The sequence below is a fragment of the Acinetobacter sp. ANC_7654 genome (assembly GCF_056779855.1).
The window spans coordinates 148629-160635 of sequence record NZ_JBWYIR010000006.1 but is presented as its reverse complement, the minus strand read 5'-3'; the positions used below and the strand labels follow the sequence as shown (position 1 = coordinate 160635).

Annotated in this window: 9 protein-coding genes; 5 read left to right on the top strand and 4 right to left on the bottom strand. The window is 41.1% G+C overall.

The features are described from left to right. Positions 1 to 121: 121 nt before the first annotated feature. The 3 genes from AC1M86_RS08685 to AC1M86_RS08675 all read right to left on the bottom strand — a co-directional run bounded on the left by AC1M86_RS08685 (position 122) and on the right by AC1M86_RS08675 (position 4986). Positions 122 to 1405: a ribonucleotide-diphosphate reductase subunit beta gene (locus tag AC1M86_RS08685; RefSeq protein ID WP_035267248.1), complete on the bottom strand. Its 1284-nt coding sequence runs from the start codon at positions 1403 to 1405 to the stop codon at positions 122 to 124. A 146-nt stretch (positions 1406 to 1551) separates the two neighbouring features. Continuing rightward, positions 1552 to 1683, bottom strand: a complete 132-nt coding sequence (locus AC1M86_RS08680) for a preprotein translocase subunit YajC (RefSeq protein WP_481587302.1) — start codon at positions 1681 to 1683, stop codon at positions 1552 to 1554. Between the two features lie 477 nt (positions 1684 to 2160). Then, positions 2161 to 4986: a ribonucleoside-diphosphate reductase subunit alpha gene (locus AC1M86_RS08675; RefSeq protein ID WP_481589064.1), complete on the bottom strand. Its 2826-nt coding sequence runs from the start codon at positions 4984 to 4986 to the stop codon at positions 2161 to 2163. A 603-nt stretch (positions 4987 to 5589) separates the two neighbouring features. Between AC1M86_RS08675 and bfmR the strand changes: the two genes are divergently transcribed. Further along, positions 5590 to 6306, top strand: a complete 717-nt coding sequence (gene bfmR / locus AC1M86_RS08670) for a response regulator transcription factor BfmR (RefSeq protein ID WP_035267251.1) — start codon at positions 5590 to 5592, stop codon at positions 6304 to 6306. A 47-nt stretch (positions 6307 to 6353) separates the two neighbouring features. Beyond that, the gene (gene bfmS, locus AC1M86_RS08665) at positions 6354 to 8015 is read left to right on the top strand and encodes a sensor histidine kinase BfmS (RefSeq protein ID WP_481607762.1); all 1662 of its coding nucleotides are present in this window, start codon (positions 6354 to 6356) and stop codon (positions 8013 to 8015) included. A gap of 43 nt (positions 8016 to 8058) precedes the next feature. Here the strand turns inward: bfmS and AC1M86_RS08660 are convergent, their stop codons facing one another. Next, on the bottom strand, positions 8059 to 8415 hold the full coding sequence (locus AC1M86_RS08660) for a hypothetical protein (RefSeq protein ID WP_481607761.1): 357 nt from the start codon (positions 8413 to 8415) through the stop codon (positions 8059 to 8061). A gap of 468 nt (positions 8416 to 8883) precedes the next feature. Here AC1M86_RS08660 and ndhC point away from each other — a divergent pair, with 468 nt between their 5' ends. From ndhC to nuoC, 3 genes are all read left to right on the top strand, one after another. Further along, entirely contained in the window at positions 8884 to 9432 is a 549-nt protein-coding gene (ndhC, locus tag AC1M86_RS08655; RefSeq protein ID WP_035267255.1) for an NADH-quinone oxidoreductase subunit A, read from the top strand. A gap of 6 nt (positions 9433 to 9438) precedes the next feature. After that, a complete protein-coding gene (locus AC1M86_RS08650; RefSeq protein ID WP_035267257.1) occupies positions 9439 to 10119 on the top strand; it encodes a NuoB/complex I 20 kDa subunit family protein in 681 nt (226 codons plus the stop codon). An 88-nt stretch (positions 10120 to 10207) separates the two neighbouring features. Next, complete coding sequence (gene nuoC / locus AC1M86_RS08645; RefSeq protein ID WP_481607760.1) at positions 10208 to 11995, top strand: NADH-quinone oxidoreductase subunit C/D; 1788 nt, start codon at positions 10208 to 10210, stop codon at positions 11993 to 11995. Positions 11996 to 12007 lie beyond the last annotated feature (12 nt).

Sequence of the window (12007 nt, the reverse complement as noted above, 5' to 3'; positions counted from 1 at the left end):
ATTTAGATTAAAGAAAAAACCGCCATGAATGGCGGTTTCTCAATGACAACTTATGTGTCGCGCAATGACATTTTATGTGTCGCAAATGACAACTTATGTGTCGCGTGACGAACGTGATCTATTACCAGCTTAACGCACCACCAGTTTGATAGTCTGTTACGCGAGTTTCGAAGAAATTCTTCTCTTTACGTAAGTCCATCATTTCTGACATCCACTGGAATGGATTGTTCACACCAGCAAATTGCTCAGGTAAACCTAATTGAGCTAAACGACGATTTGCGATGAACTTCAAGTATTCTTCCATCATTGCAGCATTCATACCTAATACACCGCGTGGCATTGTGTCACGTGCATATTCGATTTCAAGCATCGTACCTTCAAGAATCATTTGAATGATTTCTTCTTGGAACTCAGCAGTCCACAAATGTGGGTTCTCAATCTTGATTTGGTTAATCATATCGATACCAAAGTTCAAGTGCATTGACTCATCACGTAAGATGTACTGGAATTGCTCAGCAACACCATTCATCTTGTTACGACGACCCATTGACAAGATTTGAGAGAAACCACAGTAGAAGAAAATACCTTCAAGAACACAGTAGAATGCGATCAAGTTGCGAAGCAAGATTTGATCTGTTTCAGGTGTGCCTGTTTTGAATGTTGGATCACTTAATTCTTGAGTGTACTTCAAGCCCCATGCAGCTTTACGCGCAACTGATGGAACTTCGCGGTACATGTTGAAGACTTCGCCTTCATCCATACCTAAAGATTCGATGCAGTATTGGTAAGCATGCGTGTGAATCGCTTCTTCAAATGATTGACGCAAGATGTACTGACGGCATTCAGGGTTAGTAATGTGTCGGTAAATCGCAAGAACCAAATTATTTGCAACCAACGAATCGGCAGTAGAGAAGAAGCCTAAAGAACGCATCACGATGGTACGCTCATCTTCAGTTAAGCCATCTTCTGACTTCCAAAGTGCGATATCGTGGTTCATGTTAACTTCTTGTGGCATCCAGTGGTTTGCACAACCATCGAGATATTTTTGCCAAGCCCATTCGTATTTGAATGGAACAAGTTGGTTCAAGTCAGCGCGACAGTTGATCATTGCTTTATCATCAACTTGAACACGTTGAGCGCCCATTTCTAACTCTTCAAGACCTGGAGCAACGTCCAAATGTTCTAAGGCGTTAGATGCTCTTGCCAACGGATCGGCTGAATTTGTTGTTCCGTTTGAACTGGTTCGAGCGGGTTGTGCAGCTGCCACACGCGTCGGTTCGTTGCGTGCATCAGATACCACTTGTGGATTAGGCGCTTTTTGCGGTTCGATGGGCGCAGACTGCTGTGCTTGTGCAGTTTGTTTCGGTTCATCATCTTCGAAATCGTCCCAACTGAGGATAGACATATCAATTCTCTCTACGTTGCTTATATCTTTTTATTCAGACATCTCAACGTGAGACATCCTACTATACGCTTATATTGTGTAAGCAAAATTAAGTTTTGCCGATGAATGTACTCAATTTGTTCGTTTGAGTAGATTGAATTTCCGCACTACTTATTTTGCTTACGCTTCTGTTGTTTGCGAATGGCTAAAAATGCATAGACCATCGGCGTGTAAAAGAAAATAAAGGCAAAGACCAATACAGCAAGTCCTAACATATAGTTATGCGTCATATGGTGCATGGTGGTTTCCTTCATTTCTAAATAGTGGACTTCCGGAATAATCTAGAAATCCACGTTAAACTCTCAAAATAATTACTTGATTTTAAGAATTTGTTTAATCGTCGTTTTTGGATGAGCTAAAGCATAAGCTTTAGTCACGAAGCGACCATCAATGGCACTTTTATAAATCACGCGCTTAGACATAGTCTATTCCTCCTTTCTCAAAGAAAATGACTTGTACTGGCTCGAGATAGTTTTCAGTGCTACAATCTATCTCGCATTGGTATGCCAGCCTCTTTGTGACCATTTTGATATCACATCGAGATTGAAAAGCCTTCTACGAGTTTTGATCGGCCTGTAGAGGGCTTTTTTATTGCCTAAATTTTTTTAATCCCCCTAAGTCCCCCTTTTGCAAAGGGGGACATGTATCCCGCCATTTGCTTCGAGGAATCTCCCTCCTTTATTAAAAGGGTCGGGGAGGATTTAAAAACTGTCAGATTACTGACAAGCCTCGCAATCAGGATTGTCAATTGAACATGCCATTGGCACTGGCGCTGCTTGTTCGAAGCCTTCTTCTGACGCTGCTGCTTCAGGTTTAGCTTCTTGAGCAACTGCTGCTACTGGTGCTGCAACTGTCGCAGGTTTAACTGCGTTTAATGCACCTGTGTTAATCGTAGATTTCTCAGCAGATGTCGCACCTAATGCACGAAGGTAATAAGTCGTCTTAAGACCACGTAACCATGCCATCTTATATGTGATGTCCAATTTCTTACCGTTTGCACCAGAGATGTAAAGGTTAAGAGATTGTGCTTGGTCGATCCATTTTTGACGACGTGATGCAGCATCAACAATCCAGCGTGCTTCAACTTCAAATGCTGTCGCGAAAATTGCTTTTAACTCTTCAGGAATACGCGCAATTTTTTGTACTGAACCTTCGAAATGTTTTAGATCATTGACCATCACAGAATCCCAAAGACCACGTTCTTTTAATGCACGAACGAGGTAAGGGTTGATGACAGTGAACTCACCAGACAAGTTCGATTTCACATATAAGTTTTGGAATGTTGGCTCAATAGATTGAGATACACCACAAATATTTGAAATGGTTGCAGTTGGTGCAATGGCCATCACATTCGAGTTACGCATACCATCTTTTTGGACTTTGGCACGTAACGTGTCCCAATCCAAACGTTGTGTACGATCGACTTCAAACATACGTTCTGGGCGAGATTTCGCAACGAGCTCAAGAGAGTCAATTGGTAAAATACCTTGATCCCACAATGAGCCTTTAAATGTTTCATACGTACCACGTTCAACCGCCAAATCGCTTGAAGTTTGAATCGCGTAGTAAGAAATCACTTCCATAGACTCATCTGCAAACTCAACCGCAGCATCAGAACCGTAAGCAATCTTCATTTCGTATAGTGCATCTTGGAAGCCCATGATACCCATACCCACTGGACGGTGTTTCAAGTTTGAATTACGCGCTTGTGGAACTGCATAGTAGTTAATGTCGATGACGTTATCGAGCATACGAACTGCAGTTTTAATCGTGCGAGCAAGTTTCTCACGGTCTAATTGACCACCTTGAACGTGTTGAACAAGGTTGATTGAACCTAAGTTACATACCGCAATTTCATCCTTGCTTGTGTTCAACGTAATTTCAGTACACAAGTTAGAAGAGTGCACCACACCTACGTGTTGTTGCGGTGAACGTAAGTTACATACGTCTTTAAATGTGATCCACGGGTGACCTGTTTCAAATAACATTGATAACATTTTGCGCCATAAGTCTTTCGCACGGACTTTCTTATGAAGCATGTCTGTTTCTTTCGCAATGCTTTCGTAGTAAGCATAACGTTCTGCGAATTCAGCACCCGTTAAATCGTGAAGATCTGGTGTTTCAGACGGGGTGAATAGTGTCCATTCAGCATCTTCAAATACACGTTGCATGAACAAATCTGGAACCCAGTTTGCAGTGTTCATATCGTGTGTACGACGGCGGTCATCACCCGTGTTTTTACGAAGCTCTAGGAATTCTTCGATATCCAAGTGCCAAGTTTCAAGATATGCACATACCGCACCTTTACGCTTACCACCTTGGTTAACTGCAACAGCTGTATCGTTCGCTACTTTAAGGAATGGAACAACACCTTGCGATTTACCGTTAGTACCTTTGATGTATGAGTTCAAGGCACGAACTGGTGTCCAGTCATTACCTAAACCGCCTGCCCATTTAGACAACATTGCGTTATCACGCATAGCGCCATAAATATCGAACAAGTCGTCATCAATCGTTGTTAAATAACAGCTTGATAACTGAGGACGTAATGTACCTGAGTTAAATAGAGTCGGCGTAGATGCCATGTAATCGAAGCTAGAAAGTAAGTTATAGAATTCGATTGCACGATCTTCACGGTTGTCTTCATTGAGCGACAAGCCCATAGAAACACGCATAAAGAATAATTGTGGTAATTCGAAACGTACGCCATCAGAGTGGATGAAGTAACGATCAAATAATGTTTGAAGGCCTAAATATGTAAATTGATTAGAGCGTTCAGGTTTAATCGCAGCCGCTAATTTTACAAGATCAAAATTTAATAATTCTGGAGAAAGAAGCTCTAGCTCAACACCTTTTTTCAAGAAGGTTTCAAGCGCATCATTTTCAAGCGTGTCTTTAGATAGACCAAGAAACTCAAGACCTGTTGCAACTAAGTTATCACGCAATAAACGTGCAGTGACGTACGTATAGTTTGGTTCTTGTTCAATACGTGTACGTGTCGCCATCATCATCGTTGTAGAGATGTCTGATGCTTTAACACCGTTGTATAGGTTTTTTACAGTTTCATCGATGATTGCTTGAACATCAATGCCTTCTAAGCCTTCGCTAGCTTTTTCAATCTTCGCTTGTAAACGACTCAAATCTAATGGTTGGAGCTGACCATTTTGACCTGTGATCTGAAGAGTAGGGTGATGATGAGCACCTAACTCTTTACGCGCTTCAGCACGTTGTTCACGATAGATCACGTATGCACGTGCCACTTTTTGTTCACCTGTGCGCATTAAAGCTAATTCAACTTGATCTTGAATTTCTTCAATATGAATCGTGCCACCTGAAGGTAAACGACGCTTAAACGTGTTCATCACCATCTCAGTCAGCTGAGTAATACGATCGTGAATTCTGCTCGAATCTGCACTTGGTTGACCTTCAACAGCCAAAAATGCTTTACCAATTGCTACAGAGATTTTATCTGCATCAAAAGTGGCAACATCACCAGTGCGTTTAATCACTTGAAGTTGACCAGGGGTTGTATTAGCGCTCATTTCAGCGTCGCTCCATTCTCATCATTTTTATGCTTATGGACCATTTGAATCGGATACAAACTCAAAAAATGAGCTATCGCGATATTTGAGGGTAAACACAAGACTTAGTGGTTTAATGTAAATTAAGACACAAGATACGGTAAATTTCAGGGTAGATCAATATTGACATTTTGATAATTTTTTTTCTGAGTTTAACACTCAAATTTCCCTATACTTTTTCCATGTTCAGCCATTTTGTTATGTAGTCAGCGTCACAGGGTGCTAAGCATAACAGAGACTTTTTAGAGTGCTTATAGATAAGTTTGTGGATAACTCTGAAAGTGCAAATTGCTTCTCGAAAATAATTTTTTTGAAATATTTTGTTTAAAATATCATCAAATTGATTTGTGTTTGAAAGTTTAAAGTTGATTGAAAATATTGATCGACTTGGCAAAACTATCTATTTATCAATAGTTAATAAAAAGATAACAAAAGACTACGCTCGTGTATCAGTTTCGTGAACAGGCTCTTGTTTACAATGTAAACGTGTGTATATTGCAAAACATATCGATGTAAATCTGTGAAGTTTAATCAGCAGATATCGTAACAATATAGGGGCATTCTATGAGCCAAGAAGAAAAGTTACCAAAGATTTTGATCGTTGAAGATGACGAGCGTCTTGCGCGTTTAACGCAAGAGTATTTAATTCGTAATGGATTAGAAGTTGGGGTAGAACCAGACGGTAATCGTGCAATCCGTCGTATTATCGCAGAGCAACCGGATATGGTGGTGCTGGATGTTATGCTTCCTGGTGCTGATGGTCTAACTGTTTGTCGTGAGGTTCGTCCACATTATCATCAACCGATTTTAATGTTGACTGCTCGTACTGAAGACATGGATCAAGTATTGGGTCTTGAAATGGGTGCAGACGATTATGTTGCGAAACCAGTTCAGCCACGCGTTCTATTAGCGCGTATTCGTGCTTTGCTTCGTCGTACAGACAAAACACCAGAGGATGAAGTTGCTCAACGTATCGAATTTGATGATTTAGTGATTGATAATGGTGGTCGTTCTGTAACCTTAAACGGTGAGCTTGTAGATTTCACAAGTGCAGAATATGACTTATTATGGTTGTTGGCATCTAATGCTGGTCGTATCCTTTCACGTGAAGACATTTTTGAGCGTCTACGTGGTATTGAATATGATGGTCAAGACCGCTCAATTGATGTTCGTATTTCTCGTATCCGTCCAAAAATTGGTGATGATCCTGAAAATCCTAAACGTATTAAAACCGTGCGTAGTAAAGGATATTTATTCGTTAAAGAAACCAACGGGATGTAATCACATCCCCGCGGTAATGCCCTCACTCCTCAGAAGGTCATACCTTAGTGTCTAAACACAGTATATTCCTGCGTATCTACGCAGGTCTCGTCATTTTGGTGGTGCTGGTTGCCATATTTGGTTATTTGCTTGTGCAAATCATCAACTATCAACGCGCGCAGGAATACCGTGAGTCATTGACTGATGGGATTTCGTACGTCATTAGCGAGGGTGTTTCAAGACAACAAACCATGCAACAAAGAATGGATTGGATATCAGATGCATCTGATTTGCTCGAACTTCCAATCTATTATCTAGAATCTGATAAAGTCGAACTTTCACGCACCGAAAAATATCGTTTAGAAAAGCGCAAAGCAGTGGTGCGGTATGACGCCAAAGAAAGTATTGCTTATGTCATTATTGGTTTAATAGATGACCCTGAGCATTTACTTTATGTGAAAGTGGATAATATTGGTGAGCGTCAAATGAAGGCCTTGCCAATCTTTGTATGGGAATACTTGGTTTATTATCCAGGGCAGGAAAGGGAATATCTTGCAAAAATTAAGCAACACTTTTCTTATGATTTAAGCATTCAAAATCTTTCTGATCTCAATTTAGATTCCGAGCAAATTGGTCGTTTACGTGCGGATCAAGGGGTTATCCTGTATCAGGATAGCGCTAGCATTCGTGGTACTACGATTTCTGTCATTTCTCCAATGACGAATTCGTCTGGTGACGTATTGGTGATGGGACCAGTGCCAATGTTCAATTGGATGCCATTCCAATTGGCGGCAGGGATTACTTTGCTGAGTATGTTTATTTTGTCGCTTGGTGTGTATGGTCTGATTGTCCCAATGCAACGCAAGTTGAAGCAAGTTAACTCAGCCTTAAATGTTATGCAAAAAGGGGATATGTCCGTTCGCGTTCCTGTCGAAGGATATGATGAGTTAGCACATTTGGCAGCCAGCTATAACAGTATGTCAGATCATATACAGCGTTTAATCGAAGCTCAGCGAGAGTTAATGAGAGCTGTATCACATGAGCTACGAACGCCAGTCGCACGTATTCGCTTTGGTATGGAAATGTTGGTTGATGAAGAGGATTATGAGTATCGTCAGCAACAAGTAGAAATGATTGATAAAGACATTGAGGCTTTAAATACCCTCATTGATGAAATCATGACCTATGCTAAGCTTGAGCAAGGCATGCCTTCTATTGATTTTGAGGAAATTCGACTATACGAAGTGCTTGAGCAAGTCGCTATTGAAACTAAAGCATTAAAAACTAATAAAAATATTCAATTGCATTTGCCATCACAAGCTTTGGTGGTGGATGCGGAACGCCGTTATTTACATCGTGTAGTACAAAACTTAGTCGGAAATGCGATCCGATACTGCTATGATACAGTGCTGATTACTGGTGGGATTGATGCTCAGGGGATGGCGTATATTTCAGTTGAAGATGATGGTCCGGGGATTCCTGAAGAGGATCGTAAGCGAGTGTTTGAAGCTTTTGCTCGCTTGGATGATAGTCGTACACGTGCCTCAGGCGGATATGGTTTAGGCTTGTCTATTGTAAGTCGAATCGCTTATTGGTTTGGCGGTACGATTCAAGTGGATCAAAGTCCTAAAATGGGCGGTGCACGATTTACTATGCAATGGCCAGCTAAAAGATTTAAAAAGAAGAAGATTGTTCAAACCAGTCAAACATCAGAATATAGCAAGAATTAAAAAAAGCGCGATTAAGCGCTTTTTTTATATTTTATATTGCTTTTTATTGGTAATTATTGGCATTCGGTTCAATGATGCGTTTTCCTTGTTTAAGTGCATTTAAGGCATCGGCATTGAAATCGATCAGTAAACTGTTATTGGTTGCATCAATATGATAATTGCTAATCAGTTTTTGATCGCCGTGAAGGGTTTCAACTGTATATTCATCTGCGATGTTGAGAATAGCATCAAGATTAGTGGTTGTTGAGGCGAGGTCTTGGCGGAAAATTTGATAAATATCGCGTAAATCAAAAATAGCATTCGTTGCATCAGGATGTTTTTTGATATAGCTGTCTAAATGATGGACGATCAACTGAGCAAATAAAAAATAGTTAGGTTTGTGTGTGAATTCTAGACTCATAGATCTTCTCCTTATTATTTAATTGAGCATATAACGAAAATCAGCACAATTTGTATAAAGTTAATTAAAACATTGTAAGCAATTAAAATTTAAAACTTTTAAAATAGAATAAATCAAAAATAATTGAGCCATATTGGTGCAAAAAAAAGCTGACCTAACACGAATGAAAAATTAAAAAATGATAGTGGGTAGGTTGGGGGCGATTGAATTTTTTGAATGATTATTCGGAAAAAATAATCAGTTTTATTACCTTGATAACTTTCTACGATTAAATAAGGTTTTATTGACTTTAATCACCATGAAATCTGGAAAAAGGGCAAAATTCATCCTAAAGACTTAGAGGGATTGGCTAGCAACAGAAATCATAAATCAGGTACAATTGGCGGGATTAATTTTGTGTTTGGTGTATTTGAAGGCCAATACATACATTCTTTGTTAATAAATAGGCCTGCCAGGAGTTATCCCCGCATGAGTGCCATTACTCCATACGATTGGGCAATAATTGCCTTCGTGATCGGCGTTACATTTTTATGCGTCTTTATGCTCACTGTCCCGCTACTCCTAGGGGGTAAATCGTGGGGACGTGCTAAGCAAGAGCAGTTCGAGTCAGGCGTAGTTAGTGCTGGTGGAGCACGAATTCGTCTATCTGCAAAATTCTATTTGGTTGCAATCTTCTTCGTTGTGTTTGACTTAGAAGCGCTCTATCTCTATGCATGGGCTGCGTCAGTTCGTGAAGTGGGTTGGATCGGTTTTGCAGCAGCAGCTGTATTTATTTTAGTTTTACTCGTTGGCTTGATTTATGAGTTGTCTACTGGTGCATTAAATTGGGCGCCATCTGATAAGCGTAAAGCAGCAGGGATTAAACCTAAAATTGGTTCGCCAAATATGGATCTCGCAGAAATTACTCGCTTCAACTCAATTGAGGAGTTGGTGGTTGACCCTACAGGTCAAATTCCAGCGCAATCATCTGGTCGTGTAAAAGCTTCGCCAACGACTACATCATCTGATAAGGAGTAATACGGGATGAAATATACATTAACCCGTGCGAATCCGGATGCTGATCAGTATCCACTTCAAGAGCGTATCGTTGTAGAAGATCCGCTTCTACAAGAAGAAGTGAATAAGAATGTGTTCATGACTCGTTTAGAGGATTTGGCGCATACAGCAGTAAACTGGGGTCGTAAAAACTCAGTTTGGCCGTTCAACTTTGGTACATCTTGCTGCTACGTAGAGTATGCAACGACTTTAACAGGCGTGCATGACTTGTCACGTTTTGGTGCTGAAGTAATTCGTGCTTCACCACGTCAAGCGGACTTGATGATTGTTGCGGGTACATGCTTCGTCAAGATGGCACCTGTAATTCAACGCCTTTATGAGCAAATGTTAGAACCTAAATGGGTGATCTCAATGGGTGCATGCGCAAACTCTGGCGGTATGTATGACATTTACTCGGTTGTACAAGGTGTCGATAAAATCATTCCAGTGGATGTGTATATTCCAGGTTGCCCACCGCGTCCTGAAGCATTAATCCAAGCGTTGATGTTATTGCAAGACCAAATTCAATTAGAGCGTCGTCCGCTTTCTGCGGTGATCGGTGATGATCTTAAGCCAGTTTATAAGCCAAAGATGCAGCCTGAACGTGACCGTAAGAATGCTGAACGTATTGCAGTAAAACACTTACGCTCTATGGATGAAATTAAATAATCTTAACGGCAAATAATATTGATGCACCCGCTTGGGTGTAATTGTCGTTTTGGTTGAATGAATTTGTATTAAATAGGAAGCCAAGCCAATGGCTGAAACTGACATTGCTATGCCAGAATCAACTCCAGTTGATTCACGCCCAGCATTTGCAATTGTAGAAGAGCTCAAAACCAAGTTTGGTGAGAATTTCTACGTGCAAACGACTTTTGAAGACTTTCCAACAGTCTGGGTTGAGCGCTCACGTGTACAAGACGTATTAATGTTCTTGCGTACAGTGTCACGTCCTTACGTGATGTTGTTTGACTTGTCAGCGGTAGATGAGCGTTTACGTACTCACCGCGATGGGTTACCTGCGTCTGACTTCACTGTGTTCTATCACTTGTTGTCACTAGAGCGTAATACGGATATTCGTATTAAAGTTGCGTTGAATGAGTATGATCTCAATATTCCAACAGCAACCAACATTTGGCCAAATGCCAACTGGTACGAACGTGAAGCTTACGATATGTTCGGCATTAACTTCGAAGGGCATCCAATGCTCCGTCGTATTTTATTGCCAACGTATTGGGAAGGTCATCCGTTGCGTAAAGAATATTCTGCACGTGCGACTGAATACACACCTTATCGTCAGAACCAAGCGAAACAAGATTTCGAACAAGAGCATTTACGTTTTGTACCTGAAGATTGGGGTCTAAAACGCGGTAATGCTGATGAAGACTTCATGTTCTTGAACTTGGGTCCTAACCATCCATCTGCGCATGGTGCATTCCGTGTGATCTTGCAGTTAGATGGCGAAGAAGTGAAAGACTGTGTGCCTGATATCGGTTATCACCACCGTGGTGTGGAAAAGATGGCTGAACGTCAAACTTGGCATTCATTCATTCCGTATACTGACCGTGTTGACTACTTAGGTGGTTGTGCGCAAAACATGCCTTATGTGATGGGTGTGGAGCAGATGGCAGGGATCACTGTGCCAGAACGTGCGCAATGTATTCGTGTCATGATGTCGGAACTATTCCGTATTAATAACCACTTGCTTTATATCGGTACAGCGATTCAGGATGCTGGCGGTATGACCCCTGTATTCTATATGTTCGCCGATCGTCAAAAGATCTATGACGCGATTGAAGCAATCACTGGTTACCGTATGCACCCAGCATGGTTCCGTATCGGTGGTACTGCACACGATCTTCCAAACAACTGGCAACATTTGATCCGTGAAATTTTGGATTGGATGCCTAAACGTTTGAAGGAATATCATACTGCAGCACTTAAAAACTCGGTATTTGAAGGTCGTACCCGTAATGTTGCGCAATACGATGCAAAATCTGCATTGGCATGGGGTGTAACAGGTACAGGTTTACGTGCAACAGGTATTGATTTTGACGTACGTAAATATCGTCCATATAGCGGTTATGAAAATTACGACTTCGAAGTGCCTGTAGAATACGAAGGCGATGCATATGCACGTGTGATCGTTCACTACCGTGAAATCGAACAATCTTTAAAAATCATCAAACAGTGCTTGGATAACATGCCATCTGGTCCTTATAAAGCGGATCACCCATTGGCTGTTCCACCACCGAAAGATAAGACACTACAAGACATTGAAACTTTGATTACGCACTTCTTAAGCGTGTCATGGGGTCCTGTCATGCCAGCAGGTGAAGCATCTGTTATGGCGGAAGTGGTAAAAGGTGCATCGAACTACTACTTGACTTCAGACAAGTCAACGATGAGTTACCGTACCCGTATTCGTACACCAACCTTCACGCACTTACAGCAAATTCCTTCTGTAATTAACGGCAGTCTTGTATCTGACTTAATCATTTATTTAGCGACGATTGATGTCGTAATGGCTGACGTGGATCGCTAAGGGGTACGCATT

What these genes read in the sequence shown, in the direction of transcription:
- ndhC (WP_035267255.1), top strand. Translation starts at nt 8,884, where the DNA reads ATGAGTGCCATTACTCCATACGATTGGGCAATAATTGCCTTCGTGATC.
- AC1M86_RS08675 (WP_481589064.1), bottom strand. Translation starts at nt 4,986, where the DNA reads ATGAGCGCTAATACAACCCCTGGTCAACTTCAAGTGATTAAACGCACT.
- AC1M86_RS08685 (WP_035267248.1), bottom strand. Translation starts at nt 1,405, where the DNA reads ATGTCTATCCTCAGTTGGGACGATTTCGAAGATGATGAACCGAAACAA.
- AC1M86_RS08650 (WP_035267257.1), top strand. Translation starts at nt 9,439, where the DNA reads ATGAAATATACATTAACCCGTGCGAATCCGGATGCTGATCAGTATCCA.
- AC1M86_RS08680 (WP_481587302.1), bottom strand. Translation starts at nt 1,683, where the DNA reads ATGCACCATATGACGCATAACTATATGTTAGGACTTGCTGTATTGGTC.
- AC1M86_RS08660 (WP_481607761.1), bottom strand. Translation starts at nt 8,415, where the DNA reads ATGAGTCTAGAATTCACACACAAACCTAACTATTTTTTATTTGCTCAG.
- bfmR (WP_035267251.1), top strand. Translation starts at nt 5,590, where the DNA reads ATGAGCCAAGAAGAAAAGTTACCAAAGATTTTGATCGTTGAAGATGAC.
- nuoC (WP_481607760.1), top strand. Translation starts at nt 10,208, where the DNA reads ATGGCTGAAACTGACATTGCTATGCCAGAATCAACTCCAGTTGATTCA.